Raw genomic sequence first — 20621 nt, forward strand, 5'->3', positions numbered from 1 at the left:
TGGAAAGGGCATACACATGGGCATGCAACATTCCAACTGGATGACAGACGAGCATCAGATGCTCGCCGATATGACGGCTAAGTTCATCTCCGAAGAATGGTCGCCGCAATTTGAACGCTGGCGCAAACAGGGTGAAATGGATCGCGAAACTTGGCAACAAGCCGGCGAACTGGGCCTACTTTGCCCTTCAATCCCAGAGGAGTACGGAGGTCCCGGCGGGGATTTCGGCCATGAAGCAGCGATTTTGATTGAAGGCAGCCGGGCCAATTTGGCCAGCTGGGGCCAAGGCATCCATTCGGGTATCGTAGCGCATTACATATTGGCCTACGGCACAGAGGATCAGAAAAAGCGGCTGCTTCCCAAAATGATCAGCGGCGATCTAGTTAGCGCACTGGCCATGACCGAGCCTTCAGCAGGCTCTGATGTTCAATCGATCAAAACCAAAGCTGTGCGCGATGGAAACGCCTATCGTCTGAGCGGCCAGAAGACCTTCATCACCAATGGGCAGCATGCCAATTTGATCCTAGTGGCCGCGAAAACAAACCCTGAAGAAAAAGCCAAAGGCGTATCTTTGGTGATTTTAGAAACAGATGGCGCAGAGGGTTTTAGTCGCGGCCGTAACCTCGACAAGATCGGGATGAAATCTGCCGATACATCCGAGTTGTTCTTCGACAATATCGAAATTGCGCCAGAAAACATTCTGGGCGGTGAAGAAGGCAAAGGCTTTTACCAGATGATGCAGCAATTGCCGCAGGAAAGGCTGATCATCGGCTGCGGCGCGGTCGGCGCCATGGAGGGTGCAGTGGAACGCACCATTGAGTACTGTAAGGAAAGACAGGCCTTTGGCGGGCCGATCCTGCAATTTCAAAACACCAAGTTTAAGCTGGCTGAATGCAAAACAAAAACCACTGTCGCCCGGGCCTTTTTAGACAATTGTATCGAGGAGCATCTGCGCAGAGAACTCACAGTTGATAAGGCAGCCATGTGCAAATACTGGCTGACAGATACACAGGGCGAAGTTTTGGATGACTGCCTGCAACTTCATGGCGGCTACGGGTTTATGCAGGAATATGCGATTGCCGAGATGTGGACAGATGCGCGGGTTCAGCGGATCTATGGGGGTACCAATGAAATTATGAAGGAGCTGATTGCGCGCAATCTCTAGGTGCGGTTCTTTGACTATGGCGGCTGATTGCCTCCGGCGGGAGTATTTGACCAAAGAAAAAATGCACGCCTGCCTTTGTGTCTAGGACCTCGAGCAGGCGCGACTTTTCCTTCGGCGCCCATCGGCTCTCCAGCCTGTTGCGCGCGCCCAAGATGCAGCAAAGAGTTTAACAAGGCCTAAAAGACACAGATTTTTTCTTTGAGAAAATACTCAAAATTGAAACCGCAGCAATGCAAGGGAAGGTAAGGACAAAAACATGGGCATGAAACTTTACTGCTTTGGGGAAAGCGGCCACAGCTATAAAGCAGCACTAGCGCTAGAATTGGCTGGCTGTAACTGGGCGCCAGTATTTGTTGATTTTTTCGCCGGGGAAACCCGTAGCGACGCCTACCGCGCAGATATCAACATCATGGGCGAGGTGCCGGTTTTGGTGGACGGCGACCTCACGCTCACGCAATCCGGGCGCATTCAGGCCTATATTGCGGAAAAAACCGAACAGCACGGCGGCGCGACAGACGCAGAAAAAGGCGAGGTTTTGCGCTGGATTCTGTGGGATAATTCCAAGTTTTCCACGCCCATCGGAATAACCCGCTTTCTAATGAACTTTATCCCCGAAGCAAAAAGGCCACAGCAGGTGATCGAGTTCAATCAAGCGCGCCTTAAGGCAAACTATAAAATACTCAATGCAGCGCTTGAAGGGCGGGATTTTCTGGTGGGGGACGCAATTACCCACGCAGATATGACCTGTTGCGGATATCTTTATTACCCCGAACCCTTTGGATTTGATCGAAGTGCCTGGCCAAACATTCATCGTTGGCTCACAAATATCTCAGCAACACCGGGCTGGAAGGCCCCTTATGATTTAATGCCCGGCAGCCCTGCTGACCGCACTTGAAGGAGAATGAAATGACCGATGTTTATATTTATGACGCTGTGCGTACCCCGCGCGGCAAGGGGCGCAAAGACGGCAGCCTGCATGAGGTCACAGCGCTGCGGCTGTCGACCACAGCGTTGAACGCGATCAAAGCGCGCAACAATTTAGGCGGGCATGCGGTCGAAGATGTGATCTGGGGCAATGTCACCCAGGTGGGCGAGCAAGGCGCATGTCTGGCGCGCTCGGCGGTTTTAGCCTCAGATTTGGATGAATCCATCCCGGGTTTGGCGATCAACCGGTTCTGCGCTTCGGGGCTAGAGGCGGTAAACTTGGCCGCCAATCAGGTGCGCGGCGGCGCCGGTGATGCCTATATCGCCGGCGGTGTGGAAAGCATGAGCCGCGTTCCCATGGGAAGCGACGGCGGCGCTGTTGCGGTAGATCCTTCATTCACCTTTGATCAGTATTTTGTCCCGCAGGGCATTGGCGCAGATATCATTGCCACCGAGTTTGGCTTTGGCCGTGATGCGGCTGATGCGCTTGCAGTGGAAAGCCAAAAGCGGGCCAAAGCCGCTTGGGATGACAACCGCTTTGCCAAATCCATCGTGCCGGTTGCAGATGTGAACGGGCTGACCATTTTGGATCATGATGAATACATGCGCCCGGGCACTGACATGCAGTCGCTTGGCGCGTTAAAGCCATCGTTTAAGGATCAGGGCGAGGTGATGCCCGGGTTTGATAAGATCGCGCTGATGAAATACCCCCATCTTGAGCGTATCGAGCATATCCACCACGCAGGCAACAGTTCGGGCATTGTGGACGGATCTGCGGCTCTTTTAATTGGCAATAAGGAATTTGGCGAAAAATACGGCATTAAGCCGCGCGCTAAAGTACGCTCGACCGCGAAAATAGGCACTGATCCAACCATCATGCTGACAGGTCCGGTTCCGGTGACAGAAAAAATCCTGCGCGAAAGCGGGATGGAAATTGGCGATATTGACCTTTTCGAAGTGAATGAGGCTTTTGCCAGTGTGGTGATGCGCTTTGAGCAAGCCTTTGACGTAGATCATGACAAAGTGAACGTCAACGGGGGCTCTATTGCCATGGGGCACCCGCTGGGCGCCACTGGAGCGATGATCCTTGGCACATTGCTGGATGAGCTTGAGCGCAGCGACAAAGAAACCGGTCTTGCCACGCTGTGCATCGGCTCGGGCATGGGCGCTGCAACAATTATTGAGCGCGTGTGATGCCGAAAACCACAATCCCTCCTCTTCAGACCGAGCCCTCTGCGATGCATCCAGCACTGGGGGTTTGCCTCGGAGAGTATGAGTATAGCATTATCGGCGAAGCCGGAGGCCTGTCGCAGTTTGGCGTCCACATTGAGGTCCTGAGGCCGGGATCAAAATCGTCGCTGCATCACTGGCATAAAACCGAAGATGAAATGATCTATATGCTTTCTGGCGAAGTTATTCTGGTCGAGGACGATGAAACGCTGTTACGCTCAGGCGATGCAGCGTGTTGGCCAGCAGGAGTTCCCATAGGCCATCATCTTGAAAACAGAAGCGGCGCGAATGCGTCCTATCTTACCGTTGGAACGCGCAACAAGCGGGACGTTATACACTACCCCAATCATGACCTGATAACCCATAAAGACGGAAAGAACCGCCGCTATACTCACAGCGATGGTCGCCCTTTTAGAAAAGGAGTTTGATATGACAGATTTCACAATGACCAAAGATGCCGAAGGCATCGCGACGATTGTATGGGATTGCCAAGGCAAATCCATGAATGTGATGAATTTCGACGCCATGATGCTGCTGGATAGCATGATTGATGACGTCTTGGCCGACGAGGCCGTCAAAGGCGTGATCATTACCAGCGGCAAGAAAGATTTTGCCGGCGGCATGGATCTAAATGTTCTGGCCGATCTCAAAAACGCCTCGGGCAAAGAACCGGCGCAGGGGCTCTTTGATGGCATAATGTCCATGCACCACGCCCTGCGTAAAATTGAACGCGCCGGGATGGACGCCAAAACCAACAAGGGCGGCAAACCCATTGCGGCGGTTCTGCCGGGCACGGCTATGGGCATCGGGCTTGAGCTGCCGATGGCAACGCACCGTGTCTTTGCGGCCGATAACCCTAAGGCAAAGATCGGCTTTCCCGAAATCCTCGTCGGTCTGTTTCCCGGTGCGGGCGGCACAACGCGGCTTGTGCGTAAATTGGGCGCTATGGGCGCATCGCCTTACCTTCTGGAAGGCAAATCCGTGGCGCCAGCCAAGGCAAAATCAGCCGGTCTTATTGATGAGGTCAGCGCTGATCCAATGGCGGATGCACGCGCTTGGGTGCTGTCTGCGACCGATGCAGATCTGGTTAAACCATGGGATGCCAAGGGCTATAAAATGCCCGGCGGCGCGCCCTATCACCCCTCGGGCTTTATGACCTTTATTGGCGCTTCTGCCATGGTCAACGGCAAAACCCAAGGCGCGTTTCCTGCCGCCAAAGCCATGCTCAGCGCCATTTACGAAGGCGCGCAGGTGCCGTTTGACACAGCCCTAAAGATCGAAGCGCGCTGGTTCACCAATATTTTGATGAACCCTTCATCGGCGGCCATGATCCGCAGTCTTTTCCTCAACAAGCAAGCGTTGGAGAAGGGCGCTGTACGGCCAACGGGCGTCGCGGATCAAAGCGTCAAGAAAGTCGGCGTTTTGGGCGCAGGTATGATGGGGGCTGGCATCGCGCTGGTTTCTGCACAGGCGGGTATGGACGTTGTGCTGATTGACCAAAAGCAAGAAGCCGCAGACAAAGGCAAAGCCTATAGCGCCGCCTATATGGACAAGGGCATCAAACGCGGCAGAGCCACGCCTGAGAAAAAGGTAGCGCTGCTGGACCGTATTACCGCCACAACCGATTATGAGGCGCTGAAAGACGCCGATTTAATCATCGAAGCGGTGTTTGAAGATCCGGCAATCAAGGCCACAGTGACCAAAGCAGTTGAAGCGGTGATCCCTGAGGACTGCATCTTTGCCTCAAACACCTCAACCTTGCCCATCACCGAATTGGCCAAAGCCAGCGCACGGCCTGATCAGTTCATCGGCATTCACTTTTTCTCGCCGGTGGAACGCATGATGCTGGTGGAAATCATCAAAGGTAAAGAAACCGGTGACCGCGCGGTGGCCAAAGCGCTGGATTATGTGCGCCAGATCCGCAAAACCCCGATTGTGGTCAATGATGCACGGTTCTTCTATGCCAACCGCTGCATTATCCCCTATATCAACGAGGGCATGCGGATGGTGGCCGAAGGCGTGGCGCCGGCGCTGATTGACAATGCGGCACGGATGCTTGGCTTTCCGGTCGGCCCGCTGCAACTGGTTGATGAAACATCCATTGATCTTGGGGCTAAGATAGCCCGCGCCACCAAAGCCGCGATGGGCAATGCCTATCCTGACAGCGCCGTGGATGAGGTGGTCTTTTGGATGGAAGATCAGGGCCGCATCGGACGCAAAGCCAAAGCCGGTTTTTTCAAATATGACGAAAGCGGCAAACGGCTTGGCTATTGGGAAGGGCTTGGCGATAAATTCGAACGCCTAGAAGATCAGCCCGCGTTGACCGAGGTGCAGCACCGGCTGATGTTCGCCCAAGTGCTTGAGGCGGTGCGCGCCCTAGAAGAAGGCGTGTTGATGGATATCCGCGAAGGCGATGTGGGTGCCATCCTTGGCTGGGGCTTTGCGCCATGGTCGGGCGGGCCTTTAAGCTGGCTTGATATTTTAGGCACGCCCTATGCCGCCGAGCGCTGCGATGAGCTGCAAGCAGCCTATGGTGATCGGTTCGCCTGCCCACCGCTGCTGCGTGAGATGGGCGAAAAAGGCCAAAGCTTCTATGGCCGGTTTGACGCCAAATCAGAAGCTGCCTAATCTGATTTAAACCGCTCCGAAAAGCCTGCCTTATGGCTGGGCTTTTCGGGACAAAAGGCGCGGTTTGGGTTAAAGTGCGCTAGCCAAAACGGTATCCAAATTGGCTGATATCTGCGGCACAAAAGCTGGCAACAATCTCTGCCATCTCATCACTATAGTTCCTGCGGTAATCAGCCGTCCGCGCAGACCGGTTTTCATGCGGCAAGGGCCGCAACGAAAAGCCAAGGTGCTGCTCTAAAGAGATTATATCCTCTTCTAAATGCTCCAGCCGAATAAATAAATCGGCGCGCTCATGACCTTCAGCATCCCGCACATAACTGGCAAAGGTTCCAGTGCGAAAGCTGGTTTGCGTCATAGGATCGCGTAGGAAAGTGGCAAAGTCACTTCTCTTGGCCAGTGCCACCGCTGGATGCCGAAAGCTTTGAGCGCGTAGCCAAGCATAATAGCTAACCAAGCGATCCCAAGGATTGCGCACCAGTGTAAAAATAAAATAGGGCTCAAGCTCTGAGGCGCTGACCACCCCGTCGATATCTGCAAGCGTCGAGTGTTTCCAAAGCCGTCCTTTGGCGCGCAGCTTATCCAAGCGTTTTCGCCGCCGCTTGGCTTTAGGGGTATCGCCGATCAGAATATCATTGGCCATCGCCCGCTGCTCAAGCGCTACGGCTACCGAGGTGCCGCCAGTTTTTGGAATATGAACAAATATATAGTTGCGCCCGGGCGAAATAATCATACCCCGCAGATTAGCGCAATTATTTAGTTTCAGGAAGAGCGCCAGGCAATCACAATACCGGCAGCGGCAACAAGTAAAATTCCGCCCGTTTGAACGGCTGTCACAGTTTGCCCAAACAACATCCACGCGAAAAACGGTCCTGATATAAATACCGAATATTCATAAACTGCCACATAAGAGGCACTGCCGAGTTGATAGGCGCGAATGATAAGTCCGACACCCAAAACCGACCCTACAGCCTGCAGCAAAATAAAAGGCAAAGCTGCTGTGACAGGCCAAACCCAGCCGCGCTGGATGAACCCGGCGGCACCTTCGGGGACTGTAAGTTCAAACTGGCCCAGAACAGCCAAAGCAAGGGCGCCAATAATGGCCTGAATAATTAGCAGCATTGACAGCATTGACAGCGTGCTCTCGCCCTCGCAAAGCTGCCGTGTTGCCACCGCGCCCATGGCATAAAACAGCCCTCCAAAAACGGGTAGAAAGCTGGTCCAAGTCAGTGTTGCCCAGTCACTGTCCAGAACCAGCAAAATGCCAATAAAACCGATGATAACGGCAAATATGCGCGCCGGACCTACCGGCTCACGCAAAATAAACGCCGTGATCAGCAAGATGAAAATCGGCGAGGTGAAAAGACCGGCCAAAGCTTGCGCCAATGGCATAAAGGCCAAAGAGCCGAAATAAAACAGCATCGCAAAAGCGACAAAGAAGCTGCGCAGCGCCACCGCCCAAAGGCGGAGCGCCCAAAGGGTGCCAAAGCCGACAACCGAGGCCAAAACGACCAAGGGCAAACCCATGGCCGCCCGCAAAATCTGAAATTGCCACAGGCCTGCATCGCGGGCGATCAGGGCAATAAAATTATCAATGCAGCCGATCACCATCATAGCCGCAAGCATCGTCAGCGCTGCCGCACGGCCATTAATCGAAGAATTTTGTATCATTCTGCTTTTCTTTGACCAGTTGCTGCATTTAGTCTAGCCCGAAACCGACATGATGAAAGATTCGCTGGGAGGCAAAACATGGGTTGGATGAGCGATGAAACCGGACTGGACAAAAATCAAGCCAATTATGTGCCGCTGACGCCATTATCGCATCTCAAACGCGCCGCCGTGGTTTTTTCGGACTGCCCCGCTGTGGTCTATGGGGCGCACCGCAAAACCTACGGCGAATATTATGCACGCTGCTCGCAGCTCGCGTCAGCTTTGCAGCAACTGGGCGTTGCCTCAGGCGATGTTGTCGCCACGCTGATCCCCAACCTGCCCGCTCAGGCCGAAGCGCATTTTGGTGTGCCAGCCTGCGGCGCGGTGCTTAATACCATTAATACCCGACTAGAGGTTCACACAGTCGCCTATATTTTTGACCATGGTGGGGCCAAGGTGGTGCTCGTGGACAGCCAATTTCTTGAACTGGCCGAAGCGGCCTGCGCCGAAATGGAAAGCACACCGCCGCGCATCATCGAAGTGCCTGACGAAAGCGCCGGTTTTCCGGCCTCCGGCCGCCATCAGACCTATGAAGACTTGCTGACCACTGGGGATGCCACATTCAACTGGCAGATGCCCGAAGACGAATGGGAAAGCCTGGCGCTAAACTACACATCCGGCACCACAGGGCGGCCGAAAGGCGTGGTCTACCACCACCGAGGCGCTTATTTGATGACCATGGGCACGGTGGTCAGCTGGCGAATGCAGCTCAATCCGGTGTTTATGGCGATTGTGCCGCTTTTTCATTGCAACGGCTGGAACCACACTTGGATGATGCCGATGCTGGGCGGCACCTTGGTCTGCTGCCGCGATATCACTGCCGGTGTGATTTATGATGCCATCGCCGAGGAAGGCGTTAAGTTTTTTGGCGGCGCGCCGATTGTGCTAAACATGATCGTCAATGCCAAAGAAGAAGAGCGCCGCGCCTTTGATCATACGGTTGAGGTGTTTACCGCAGGCGCACCCCCTGCCCCTGCAACCTTGGCCAAAATCGAAACCTTGGGCTTTAATGTCACGCAGGTATACGGGCTGACAGAAACCTACGGCCATGTGACCGAATGCGTCTGGCATGATCACCGCTGGGGCGGTTTGGACAGTGACGGGCGCTCGGCGATCAAAGCCCGTCAGGGCGTTGCCTTTCCGATGATGGAACATATCACCGTGATGGACAGCGATATGAACCAAGTGGCCATGGACAGTCAAACCCAGGGCGAAATTATGATCCGCGGCAACTCGGTGATGAAAGGCTATCTAAAAAACCCCGCCGCTACGCAGGAAGCCTTTGCGGGCGGTTATTTTCATTCCGGTGATCTGGCGGTCCAGCATGCCGACAGCTATGTGCAAATCGCCGACCGGGCCAAGGATATCATCATCTCGGGCGGCGAAAATATCAGCTCGGTCGAAGTGGAAGGAACACTTATGGCGCATCCGGCGGTGTCGCTTTGCGCTGTGGTGGCCAAGCCAGATGAAAAATGGGGCGAAGTGCCCTGTGCCTTTGTGGAATTGCTTGAGGGTGCAGAGGTTAGCGAAGCGGATTTAATCGCCTTTGCCCGCAGCAAACTGGCCGGATTTAAAACTCCAAAACAGATTATCTTTCAAGAGCTGCCAAAAACCTCAACCGGAAAGATTCAAAAATTCGAGCTGCGTAAACAGATCACCCCGGCTGGCTGAGCGATTGTGATAAACCCCTGCAGTGTGCTATGATCGGGCAAAACAAAACCTGAGCAGCAGCCGCACATGACCGCATTGAAAAAATATGCCCGCCTTGAGGCGACCGGATTATGGCGTGAGCGCCCCGAAGAGCAGCGGCGCGAGGTGATTGTTTCGGTTGGCAACACAAGCTTGATCATCTCGGATAGTAAAGACCTGCCTTTGGCGCATTGGTCACTGGCAGCCATCGCGCGGGCCAATCCGGGTGAATTTCCCGCGCGTTATCATCCTGATGGGGATGCAGAGGAAAGTCTTGAATTTACCGAAAGTGAAGCGGAAATGGTCAAGGCGATTGAAAAGCTGCGCCGCGTGATCGACCGCCGACGTCCAAAACCGGGAAGGTTACGTTTGGTTATTTCAGGGCTTATTTTGGCAACCCTTTGTGCTTTAGCAGTTTTTTGGATGCCACAAGCGGTTCAAACATATGCCCTGCGCGTGGTGCCAGAGGTCAAAAGGGTTGAGATTGGTCTCAGCCTGATCGAAAAAATGTCGAGCTTATCCGGAGCGCCTTGCCATTCGGACAGCGCCAATACAGCGCTAGACCAACTCAGCCTAAGAATTCTAGGGCACGCAGGACGGCTTCGAGTGTTGCCAAACGGGGTTCAACAAACCGCCCACTTGCCGGGAGGCTTGATTTTAGTTCATCGCGAATTGCTCGAAGATTACGACGATCCGGACGTTGTCGCCGGATATATTTTGGCCGAAACCCTGCGGGCAAAGCAAAGTGACAGCTTGCAGCTCATGCTGTCTTTTACCGGCACATTAAGCGTGTTTCGCCTATTAACCACCGGACAAGTATCCGAGACGACATTGAAACAATATGCCGAGCATCTGTTGCTACAGTCGCCTTTACCAGTCGACAGGGATCTATTGATTGAGCAATTTTCCGCCCAGCGCCTGCGCGCAGCGCCCTATGCCTATGCCATTGATGTCACTGGCGAACAGACCCTTTCGCTCATCGAGGCTGATGATGCCTCGTCGGGCGAATTTATACCCAGCTTGTCAGACAATTACTGGATCCGGCTTCAGACTATCTGTGGCGGTTAGGCCGCCCAACTGCGGTACCTGACTTGCCAAACGACGAAAATCCTCTCACATAGGTCAAGTACTCTAAGGTTTCATTCAATGACGGCACCAGTTCAGCAAAATACCATTTTGGGGGCGCTTTGCCTTTTGGGCGAGATGATTTTTTCATTTGCGATTGCCAGTGCGGTAAAACTCTTAGAGCCACAAATCAGCGTTTTTGTGGTTTTATTTTTCCGCTATCTCTTTTGTCTCCCGCTGCTGTTTGCCTATGGATTCGCCACACGCGGGCGGCATCTTATGCGCATCCAAAACACTCGGATTTTAATACTGCGGACCATTTGTGGATTTTTGGGACTTTTGATGTGGTTTTTGGCCGTGGCCAATATCGACATCAGCTTGGCCACCGCTCTAGCCCAGACCATGCCTATTTTCATTACTGTTCTGGCGGCACTGATTATCGGCGAACAAGTCGGCATGCGCCGTATCGGCGCTGTTAGCTTGGGCTTTGCCGGTGTTCTGCTCTTGTTGTTTCCGATCACCGCTGAACTGGATATCTGGGGTGTCGGCTTTGCCCTATCTGGGGCCTTTTTTGCGGCCCTGATGTTTATATTCCTGCGGGTTTTGGGGCAAAGCGATGCCGTGATCTCATCCGCCCTGTGGTATAATTTGGCCGGTCTTGTTTTGGCTGCAATCCTTTGCTTGCTGTCTGGATTTTCGTGGCCGGCCTTTTCTGCGGCCACATCGCCAAGCATTTGGCAAGCCTTGATCTTGGTGGGCGTCTTGGCAAGCTTTCAGCAAATGCTGCTGGCAAAAAGTCATGCCTATGCCAAAGCTTCAGTTTTGGCACCCGTGCATTACGCCACGATTCCAATTGGTATTTTTGTAGGGGTTATGCTGTTTAACGAAGTGGTCGGGGTTAAATTTTTTATCGGAACCGGCATAATTCTTTTGGCTAATTACTACATTCTGCGCCGCGAGCGGGAGCAGGCGCATAAAGAAACCCCATCCCAATCAAATCTAACTTAAAAAATACGTGCAATGTAGCTTTAGCGGCGCGCCATAAAGGCATCGCCAAAGCCCGCCTTTCGCACCGCAGCCAAGGCCAGTTTGACCTTGCGAGGATCTTCAAACGGGCCAGTTAAGACAACATGATAGGTTTTGTCCGCCCGTGTGATACGCCGGACCTGAACCGGTAGACCCAGCGCCACCAAACGGGCCTTGGTTTTTGCTGCATTCGAACCAACACCGAACGTAGCCACTTGCACCAATAAATTTCCACCTTCTGTGGGCTGCAAAGCTGTCTGTCCCCCGCTGCCATCCGAGACGGCGGCGTTGCGCGGCACAAGCCTAATCGTACCATCGTCTTTTGGCTCAAGCACATAGTCACCTTGCGCCTCTAGAAACATCTTCTGCTGCTCGATATCAGTGAACGGGTATACCAATTGACCATGTTGCGCATGCGGCTTTGCCTTTTCATTCTGATTAATGATTTGGCTTGGCACATCCTGCGACCAGCGTTGGTCCGCATCGCGTAGCCCTTCGGCGGTCTGCAAACCACTATATATATTCAGCCGGTCATCTTCCCAAGCGCTTCTATAACCGTCTGGCACCTCTGTAGGCCCAATTGTGCCACGAACAGTCACAATAGTGGTTTCCATCGCTTCTGGCGCTGCTGCAACATTATCTAACTCTGGCTGCCAGTTCTCAACAGGGGTCTGGATGGACAGCGGATTTACTTGTGCTTTTTGACTTACAGCTGATTTAAAGCTCGGCGCAAACCCACAGATTACTTGGCGCATTCGGTTCACTCTTGGGATCCATTGCACCGTCCCGCCTTGTCCGGCACGAATATAAACGCAGCCTTTACTGTCAACATATTGCGCGCCGGTGAACCCCACAGGCGGCAACTCTGCAGGGCCAGTGGAATTGGCCAAGCTCTCAGCGGCCAAGCTATTGGATAAACTTAAAGCCGCTACGAACGTAAGACTACGAACCATCAGAACTAAAATCTTCATAACAAACCCTTAAACAATGAATTTATTATGCATTAACAGGCGCAAAGAGTAAAGCTATCTACCGATTACTTAGTTCCAAACATGCGATCACCCGCATCGCCAAGTCCCGGGACAATATAGCCTTTTTCATTCAGATGGCTGTCAACAGCCGCAGTAATAATCGGCACATCAGGGTGTGCTTCGTTCATGCGCGCAACGCCTTCGGGGGCTGCCAGCAGACACATAAAGCGAATGTTGCGAGCGCCGGCCTGTTTCAAAAGATCAATTGCCGCGACCGAGGAATTGCCGGTTGCAAGCATCGGGTCAACCGCGATCACCAAGCGATCCTCTAGGGTATGTGGGACTTTGAAATAATACTGCACCGGCTTTAGGGTTTCTTCATCGCGGTAAAGACCGACAAACCCAACCCGCGCGGATGGGATCAGCTCAAGCACCCCGTCCAGTAATCCATTTCCGGCCCGCAAAATCGAGATTAGCGCAAGCTTTTTACCGGCCAGAACAGGCGCATCCATCGGCTTTATCGGTGTGTCGATAGATTTTGTGGTCAGAGCCAGCCCACGAGTGGTTTCATAGGCCAGCAATTGGCTAATTTCCCGTAGCAATTGACGAAATAATGCGGTTGAAGCCCCGGCGTCGCGCATCAAGGTTAGTTTATGCTGCACCAATGGGTGGTCAACAATTGTCAGGTTCTCACTCATGTCTTCTCCAATCTTTCTAGCAGGCTTTGCCGGGTTTCAGCAGAGCAGAACGCGGCCTCGGCGGCTGCTCTATTCAAGGCTGTAAAATCCTTTGATGTCCAGCCAAAAGTATCGGCCAACTGGCGGTATTCTTGGCCAAGGGTGGTGTGAAAAAACGGCGGATCATCAGTGGAAATGGTGGTTTTCACTCCGGCGCTGCGCAACTGCTTGATAGGATGCGCACTCAGGGTTGGATAGACCCCCAAGGCCACGTTTGAACCGGGGCACACCTCAAGCGTGATCTGCCGGGCCACAAGTTCCTCTATCAAAGCCGGATCATCGATCACCTGCACCCCGTGGCCAATCCGCTCGACATTCAGATCAAAGACGGCTTGGCGCACGCTTTCCGCGCCGCCCCATTCGCCGGCATGAGTTGTCAGTTTCAACCGCGCTTCGCGCGCCATATCAAAACTATAAGCATAATCACCCTGCCGGCCCTGTAATTCATCGCCGCCCATGCCAAATCCGACAATAAAATCGCCTGCTGTTTCGGCAGCGCAGCGGGCGGATTTTCTGGCCTGATCAGGGCCGAAATGACGAATGCAGGTGACGATGCCTTTGGTAATAATCCCAAATTCACGCTCGCTGTGACCGGCCGCCTGTTCAATTGCGGCCAGATACTCTTGCCAAGCGGCCAAATCACAGCCTCCGCAGAAATCTGGTGACAGAAAAAATTCGGTATATATCACCCCTTGCTCGGCGCTTTGCTGCAGCACCTCGCAGGTCAATCGGTAAAAATCTTCCGGCGCCGTTAAAACACTGGTCCCGGCCTCATAAACTTTTAAGAAGTGCCCAAAATCCGTGAATGTATAATCGCCGTTTTCGGTAAAAATCCCGCCAATGTCCTTGTTCTTTTCGGCTGCAAGCTGGCGGATAAAATGCGGCGGCGCCGCGCCTTCAAGGTGCAGATGCAACTCAATTTTTGGGCAGGCTTCAATATCCATTGGCGGATGGCTCCTGCCGCGGCACGGGCACGCCAAGATGGTTGGCGATTATCCTGGCCACATCGGCAAAGCCAATATGGCCAATATGCCCCATGGGTTTGCCCGCGCAAAGCACCGGCACGCGCTCGCGGGTATGATCGGTGCCATGCCAGCTTGGATCATTCCCATGATCTGCGGTCAAAATCATCAGGTCATCGGGCCGCAAAGCGGCAAGCACCGGCAACAGCGCAGCATCAAACCATTCAAGCGCGCGGGCATATCCGGCAATATCACGGCGATGACCATAGTGGCTGTCAAATTCGACGAAATTGGCAAACACAAACGCCCCATCAGGTGCATTTTGGGTCTGGCTTAATAAATCACCCATTAATTTTCCATCATTGCCCTTGTGCAGCTTATCAATGCCGCGCATCGAAAAAATATCGCCGATCTTGCCCAGCGCAATTACCGGATGACCCGCCGATTGGACCCATTCGCTCAGCACCGGCTTTGGCGGCGGCATGGCAAAATCGCGGCGATGTTCCGTACGGCTAAACCCGCTTTGCTGCGTTCCAATAAAGGGCCGCGCGATCACCCGGCCAACCCGCATCTCATGCAGTTTCGGGGCGATATCACTGCAGAGCTTGATCAAACGCTCAAGCCCAAAGTGGGTTTCATGGGCTGCAATTTGAAACACGCTATCGGCAGAGGTATAGCAAATCGGGGCCCCGCTTTGGCAATGCTCTGCGCCTAAACGGTCGATAATTTCGGTGCCTGAGGCATGACAATTGCCCAAAATACGCGGAACTTCAGCGGCCTCACAGACCGTTTTTATCACTTCTTGTGGAAAGCTATCTGTTTTATCGGGAAAATAATGCCACTCCCACGGGACAGGCACGCCGGCGAGTTCCCAATGCCCCGATGGCGTATCTTTGCCTTTTGAGACCTCGCTGGCCACGCCCCATCCCGTGTGCGCGGTATCCGGCAGTCCGGCGCCGCCTTTGCCGCATGCAAGCTTTAAGGCAGCGCCGATCCCTAATTTGGTCAGATTAGGCAGATAAAGCGGCCCGCTGCGCCCGTCTTCGGCGCGCCCGGCAGCGCAGGCTTCGGCGATGTGCAACAACGTATTAGCGCCCGTATCCGGAATATCACCGTTAAAATATTCGCCAGCGTCCGGCGCGCCGCCGATCCCAAGCGAATCCATCACCACCAAAAACGCGCGGCCCATTAGTCGAACCGGTCCAGAACAAGGTCTTGCTGTTTGGCGGCTGATTTACCGATGCAAAGCGCCTTTAGAACGGTTGCTGAGGCCGCTTCGGCAGTTTTCACACGGCTTGCATGAACGCGTGCGATCACCGTTCCTTTGGTCACTTTACTGCCCAAAGCGCAGACATCACTTAATCCAACGGCGGGATCAATCGGGTCACTTTCGACCTGACGGCCGCCACCCAGTGCCACCACGGCCAGCCCCAAAGCTTCACAATCCCAAGCAGTGATCACACCGTCTTTGGGTGCAAGCACCTCATGAATAACCGACGCTTCTGGTAAAAACCGCTGCCAGTTTTCGGCAAATTTTAACGGCCCGCCCATCATCGCCACCATCTGGGCGAATTTTTCCGCCGCCTGCCCAGAACTCAGCAGGGTTTCAAGTTTTTCCATAGCCTGCGCCAATGAGGAACTGATGCCTTCTAGAACCAAAAGTTCAGCCGCCAGCCGCAGGCTAAGATCACGCAAACGTCCCGTCCGGTTGTTGCAGAGCACCTGCATCACTTCGGCAATTTCAAGCGCATTGCCCAGTGCAGGGGCCAAAGGCTGATCCATATCGGTGACCAAAGCAGCGGTTTTACACCCGGCACTTTTGGCGGTTTCAACCAAACAGGTGGCAAGTTCCTTGGCCGCTTTGGGCGATTTCATAAAGGCGCCGCTGCCGCATTTGACATCCAAGATCAGACCCTGCAGCCCTGCTGCCAGCTTTTTGGATAGGATTGAGGCGGTGATTAAGTCAAGGCTTTCCACCGTCGCAGTGACATCGCGGATCGCATAGAGCCGCTTGTCGGCCGGTGCGATGCGGGCACTGGCGCTGGCAATGGCGCAGCCCACCTGCCCGACGACTGATCGCAAACGGTCCGTATCTAGATCAACGTTTAATCCGGGGATGGCTTCAAGCTTATCCAATGTGCCGCCGGTATGGCCAAGTCCGCGGCCTGAAATCATCGGCACATAAACCCCTGCGGCCGCCAAAAGTGGCGCCAGAACTAGTGATACACAATCGCCCACCCCGCCGGTGGAATGTTTGTCCAGCACCGGCCCGTCAAAATCCCACTGCAAACAGTCACCGCTGTCGCGCATCGCGCAGGTTAAATTGACCCGCCCATCGGTTCCCAATCCGTTTAAACACACTGCCATGGCAAACGCGCCGGCCTGCGCATCGCTGATCTGGCCATCGGCAAGCCCGTTTGCAAACCAGCTAAGCGCAGCCCCGCTTGGCGTATCGCCGCCCCGCACCTGTGCAATTATGGCCCGGGCATCAAAGCTCATTCCGTGGGCTCCATATAGGCGGCTGTAAACGCACCGGGCAGCAGATCGGCAATCATCACCGTCTGTTCTAGGCCGGCGGTTGTGGCCAATGTCACTTTCACCTCGGGGCCGGAAAATTCGGCCAGCTTTTGCCGGCACCCGCCGCAGGGGCTAACCGGAAAAGGGCTATCGGCGATCACATAAGCTTCGGCGATCTCGGTTTCGCCATCGGCAATCATCGCAGCAATGGCGCCCGCTTCGGCGCAGGTGCCTTCGGGATAGGCCACATTTTCGACATTCACACCCGTATAGATCGCACCGCCTTTGCCGCGCAGGGCCGCGCCCACTTTGAAATTTGAATAAGGCGCATAAGCGTTATGACGAACTTTGGAAGCGGCTTTTTTAAGGGACATAGGCAACTCTTTTACAATCAGGTTTCAACAACATGTGTCGCAAAGCGCCCGGGCAGCGAGACTTCCAACAATTCAAGGTCAGTGCTAGCATTGCTATAGCAGGTGGTCATATTGGGCGGGATCACAAAAGCATCCCCTGCTGCAAGATCAAAGGGATCGCGCCCCTCGCCCTCTAGTGTCATTTGGCCTTCTAGCACAAATGTAAACAGGATGTCGCTTTCATGCCAGCTGCGCTGTGCAGCAGCGCCATCCGGGCGGATCACCTGAACGCCCGCAACATTTTGGGTGTTTTGGGCAATAGTTGTATCGCGGCAGGTAAAACCGGGGATGCGAAAGGGTACCCATTCAGCCTCGGGCGCTTTGTGATGCACAAACTTTTGCCCGTGAAATTGCCGCTCGGGGTTCGGCGGTCCGTTGGGCAGCTCCATCTCGTGATCAATGGTGGTGACATGCTCAGCGGGAACACCAATTTCTATCACTTCGATATTTTCGCTCGCATAAAGCACACGGTGGCGAATTTCGGGGGGCTGGATCACGCAGTTGCCAGCAAAAAGCCGAAACGGCTCGCCCTGATCCTCATAGACCAGATCCACCCAGCCGCGGTAGCAATAGATCAGCTGAAAGCCCACCGTATGGTAATGCACCATATCCGGCACCGGCCCACCGTCGGGAATGCGGATATGACTGGCGATAATAGACCCACCCAACCGGTCGGGGATTAAATCGCGGTAATGCATACCGGCGCGGCCGATCACCCAGGGGGCCTGATCGGCCAGTCGGCGCACTACAAAACTATGCTGTGTATTTGGCAAAACCATAGGGGTGTTTAACCCATCAATTTCGATCTCTGTACCATTGGGGGCGGTAAGCTGCCGATCGCCGTTGGCAAACTGGTCAGGATGCTCGCATAAAATCCGCAAGTGTCCTGGATCACCCTGAAACGCCGTGTCGATCCGGACCCGAAGTCCATGACCGGAAAATACTGCCACCTGCGGATCATCAGCCGGGTAGATCATATCCATCCGCAGTCCCAACACCTTGGTATAGAACGGAATATCCTCGCTTAAAGCGCGTGTGGGCAAAAGCGCCTCGGCAATTGTTTTCGACATTGCTTCAATCCTCCGATGTAAACTCTGCGCAACCTGTGAAGGTTATACAAGTGGCAAGCGGAAAAAACATCGTAGAATTGAAAAAGATACGGCTTTCCAGAGAAAGAAATTTGGTTTAACGTTAAACTAATTATAAAAACCAGACATATGAGAACTAGCAGATGAACGATTCCCCAGCGGATAGCCTACGCCAAGCGGCCCTTAATTATCATCGCCACCCCAAACCCGGTAAGCTCGAAATTCGTGCAACTAAGCCCTTGGCCAATGGCCGCGATCTAGCGCGCGCCTATTCCCCGGGCGTGGCCGAGGCTTCGCTTGAAATTAAAGCCAATCCGGAAACCGCCAATCATTATACATCGCGCGGCAATCTGGTGGCGGTGATCAGCAATGGCTCTGCGGTTCTTGGGCTTGGCAATATCGGCGCCTTGGCTTCAAAACCAGTGATGGAAGGCAAGGCGGTTCTGTTTAAAAAATTTGCCAACATTGACTGTTTTGACATCGAAGTGAATGAAAGCGACCCAGAAAAACTTGCAGATATTGTCTGTGCGCTCGAACCCACTTTTGGGGCAATTAATTTAGAGGACATAAAAGCGCCCGATTGCTTTATCGTCGAGCAACGCTGCCGTGAGCGGATGAATATTCCGGTATTTCATGATGATCAGCATGGCACAGCAATTGTTGTCGGTGCAGCGGCAACCAATGCCCTAAGGGTGGCCAATAAGAAATTTGAGGATATCAAAATCGTATCCACCGGTGGCGGCGCAGCCGGCATTGCCTGTCTAAACATGCTGCTTAAACTGGGGGTTAAGCGGGAAAACGTCTGGCTGGTTGATATTCATGGCTTGGTCTATGAAGGGCGCACCGAAGATATGACACCGCAAAAGGCAGCTTTTGCCCAAGACAGCGCGCATCGCAGTTTGGAAGATGTGATCCCCGGCGCGGATATGTTTTTGGGCCTGTCTGGACCAGAGGTGCTAAGCTCGGATATGGTGGGCAACATGTCTACCCAGCCGATTATTTTTGCGCTGGCCAATCCCACGCCTGAAATTATGCCAGAACTGGCGCGCGCCGCAGCGCCAGATGCCATCATCGCCACGGGCCGCAGTGACTTTCCCAATCAGGTCAATAATGTGCTGTGCTTTCCGTTTATCTTTCGCGGTGCGCTGGATGTGGGCGCAACCGAGATCAACGACGCGATGCAAATTGCCTGTATCCAAGGCATTGCAGATCTTGCGCGCGCAACCACAAGCGCCGAAGCTGCCGCCGCCTATCAGGGTGAAGCGCTTACCTTTGGGCCCGATTACCTCATCCCAAAGCCTTTTGATCCAAGGCTCTCGGCGGTGGTCTCAAGCGCTGTTGCCAAGGCAGCGATGGACAGCAATGTGGCCACCCGTCCCATTGAAGACCTTGAGCAGTATTGCGAAAGCCTCAATCAAAATATCTTTAAATCTGCCCTGCTGATGCGGCCTGTTTTTGATGCTGCAGCTGGAAATTCACGCAAGATTGTATTTTCTGAAGGTGAGGACGAACGGGTTTTGCGCGCCTCACAAGCCATTTTGGAAGAAACCAGCGAATTACCCATTCTAATCGGCCGCCCCGATGTCATCCAGCAGCGCTGCGAGCGACTTGGGCTGGATATACGTCCGGATCAGGATTTCAACATTGTTAACCCTGAAAACGATAGTCGATATCGGGACTATTGGGGCAGCTATCATGATTTGATGGCGCGCCGTGGTGTTACCCCCGATTTGGCCAAGGCGGTCATGCGCACCAACACCACTGCAATCGGTGCGGTCATGGTGCATCGGGGCGAAGCCGATAGTCTAATTTGTGGTACATTTGGTGAATATCGCTGGCATTTAAAATATGTCGACCAAATCCTAGGCAACGATACTTTGCAGCCCAGCGGTGCATTATCGTTGATGATCCTAGAAGACGGGCCGCTGTTTATCGCCGATACGCATGTCTGGGTCACACCAACACCTGAGCAGATAGCAAAGACAGTGATTGGCGCTGCGCGTCATGTGCGGCGCTTTGGGCTGCGCCCGAAAGTTGCCCTTTGTGCACAGTCACAATTTGGCAATATCGATAGCGATACAGGCCAGCGTATGCGCGCCGCATTGGCGATTTTGGACAGCCGTGATCTTGATTTTGAATATGAGGGTGAAATGAACATTGACGCCGCACTAGACGCTGATCTGCGGCAACGCATTTTGCCGTCAAACCGGTTGGACGGTGCTGCCAATGTGTTGATTTTTGCCCATGCTGATGCTGCTTCTGGGGTACGCAATATTTTAAAAATGCGGGCAAGCGGTTTAGAAGTCGGGCCGATTTTGATGGGTATGGGAAATCGGGCGCATATTGTATCACCGGCAATAACCCCGCGCGGATTGCTCAATATGGCGGCCATAGCCGGTACTGATGTCAAGCATTACGGCTAAGATTTGATCGCGCACTTGCACCACCGCGATAAGGACGCGATACCGACGTGATACAGATGCCGGGTTTTGGTAGTTT

Annotated in this window: 18 protein-coding genes; 9 read left to right on the forward strand and 9 right to left on the reverse strand. The window is 53.7% G+C overall.

The features are described from left to right. The first annotated feature begins 16 nt into the window (after positions 1–16). The 5 genes from GN278_13530 to GN278_13550 all read left to right on the forward strand — a co-directional run bounded on the left by GN278_13530 (position 17) and on the right by GN278_13550 (position 5947). Positions 17–1165, forward strand: coding sequence for an acyl-CoA dehydrogenase (locus GN278_13530; protein XAT61682.1), 1149 nt, complete (start codon positions 17–19; stop codon positions 1163–1165). Between the two features lie 256 nt (positions 1166–1421). Then, a complete protein-coding gene (locus GN278_13535; GenBank protein XAT61683.1) occupies positions 1422–2060 on the forward strand; it encodes a glutathione S-transferase in 639 nt (212 codons plus the stop codon). Positions 2061–2071: 11 nt separating this feature from the next. Next, positions 2072–3283 (forward strand): acetyl-CoA C-acetyltransferase, encoded by a 1212-nt coding sequence (locus GN278_13540; protein XAT61684.1) that lies wholly within the window; start codon positions 2072–2074, stop codon positions 3281–3283. After that, positions 3283–3747: a cupin domain-containing protein gene (locus GN278_13545; protein XAT61685.1), complete on the forward strand. Its 465-nt coding sequence runs from the start codon at positions 3283–3285 to the stop codon at positions 3745–3747. Before GN278_13540 ends, GN278_13545 begins: the two co-directional genes overlap by 1 nt. A 1-nt stretch (position 3748) precedes the next feature. Further along, positions 3749–5947, forward strand: coding sequence for a 3-hydroxyacyl-CoA dehydrogenase (locus GN278_13550; protein ID XAT61686.1), 2199 nt, complete (start codon positions 3749–3751; stop codon positions 5945–5947). A 79-nt stretch (positions 5948–6026) separates the two neighbouring features. Here the strand turns inward: GN278_13550 and GN278_13555 are convergent, their stop codons facing one another. Both GN278_13555 and GN278_13560 read right to left on the reverse strand, forming a co-directional pair. Continuing rightward, on the reverse strand, positions 6027–6677 hold the full coding sequence (locus GN278_13555; GenBank protein ID XAT61687.1) for a Type II secretory pathway, pullulanase PulA: 651 nt from the start codon (positions 6675–6677) through the stop codon (positions 6027–6029). Positions 6678–6706: 29 nt separating this feature from the next. Beyond that, the gene (locus GN278_13560; GenBank protein XAT61688.1) at positions 6707–7615 is read right to left on the reverse strand and encodes an EamA family transporter; all 909 of its coding nucleotides are present in this window, start codon (positions 7613–7615) and stop codon (positions 6707–6709) included. 78 nt (positions 7616–7693) lie between these two features. On the opposite strand from GN278_13560, the gene GN278_13565 reads away from it, so the two are divergent. The 3 genes from GN278_13565 to GN278_13575 all read left to right on the forward strand — a co-directional run bounded on the left by GN278_13565 (position 7694) and on the right by GN278_13575 (position 11416). Next, positions 7694–9325, forward strand: a complete 1632-nt coding sequence (locus GN278_13565; GenBank protein XAT61689.1) for an AMP-binding protein — start codon at positions 7694–7696, stop codon at positions 9323–9325. A 66-nt stretch (positions 9326–9391) separates the two neighbouring features. Further along, positions 9392–10411, forward strand: coding sequence for a hypothetical protein (locus GN278_13570; GenBank protein XAT61690.1), 1020 nt, complete (start codon positions 9392–9394; stop codon positions 10409–10411). A gap of 78 nt (positions 10412–10489) precedes the next feature. Then, the gene (locus tag GN278_13575; GenBank protein XAT61691.1) at positions 10490–11416 is read left to right on the forward strand and encodes an EamA family transporter; all 927 of its coding nucleotides are present in this window, start codon (positions 10490–10492) and stop codon (positions 11414–11416) included. Positions 11417–11436: 20 nt separating this feature from the next. Here GN278_13575 and GN278_13580 read toward each other — a convergent pair whose 3' ends face one another. The 7 genes from GN278_13580 to GN278_13610 all read right to left on the reverse strand — a co-directional run bounded on the left by GN278_13580 (position 11437) and on the right by GN278_13610 (position 18104). Further along, positions 11437–12405, reverse strand: coding sequence for a hypothetical protein (locus tag GN278_13580; GenBank protein ID XAT61692.1), 969 nt, complete (start codon positions 12403–12405; stop codon positions 11437–11439). A 65-nt stretch (positions 12406–12470) separates the two neighbouring features. After that, on the reverse strand, positions 12471–13103 hold the full coding sequence (locus GN278_13585) for a uracil phosphoribosyltransferase (protein ID XAT61693.1): 633 nt from the start codon (positions 13101–13103) through the stop codon (positions 12471–12473). Next, positions 13100–14086, reverse strand: coding sequence for an adenosine deaminase (locus GN278_13590; GenBank protein XAT61694.1), 987 nt, complete (start codon positions 14084–14086; stop codon positions 13100–13102). The genes GN278_13585 and GN278_13590 overlap by 4 nt, the downstream gene beginning before the upstream one ends. After that, positions 14076–15293 (reverse strand): phosphopentomutase, encoded by a 1218-nt coding sequence (locus GN278_13595; protein XAT61695.1) that lies wholly within the window; start codon positions 15291–15293, stop codon positions 14076–14078. Before GN278_13595 ends, GN278_13590 begins: the two co-directional genes overlap by 11 nt. Next, positions 15293–16603, reverse strand: coding sequence for a thymidine phosphorylase (locus GN278_13600; protein ID XAT61696.1), 1311 nt, complete (start codon positions 16601–16603; stop codon positions 15293–15295). The genes GN278_13595 and GN278_13600 overlap by 1 nt, the downstream gene beginning before the upstream one ends. Next, the gene (locus GN278_13605) at positions 16600–16995 is read right to left on the reverse strand and encodes a cytidine deaminase (protein ID XAT61697.1); all 396 of its coding nucleotides are present in this window, start codon (positions 16993–16995) and stop codon (positions 16600–16602) included. Before GN278_13605 ends, GN278_13600 begins: the two co-directional genes overlap by 4 nt. A gap of 17 nt (positions 16996–17012) precedes the next feature. Further along, positions 17013–18104 (reverse strand): cupin domain-containing protein, encoded by a 1092-nt coding sequence (locus GN278_13610; GenBank protein ID XAT61698.1) that lies wholly within the window; start codon positions 18102–18104, stop codon positions 17013–17015. A gap of 161 nt (positions 18105–18265) precedes the next feature. Here GN278_13610 and GN278_13615 point away from each other — a divergent pair, with 161 nt between their 5' ends. After that, positions 18266–20545: an NADP-dependent malic enzyme gene (locus GN278_13615; protein ID XAT61699.1), complete on the forward strand. Its 2280-nt coding sequence runs from the start codon at positions 18266–18268 to the stop codon at positions 20543–20545. The last annotated feature ends 76 nt before the right edge of the window (positions 20546–20621 follow it).

This window comes from Rhodobacteraceae bacterium Araon29, assembly GCA_039640505.1.
Classification (GTDB): Bacteria; Pseudomonadota; Alphaproteobacteria; order Rhodobacterales; family Rhodobacteraceae; genus CABZJG01.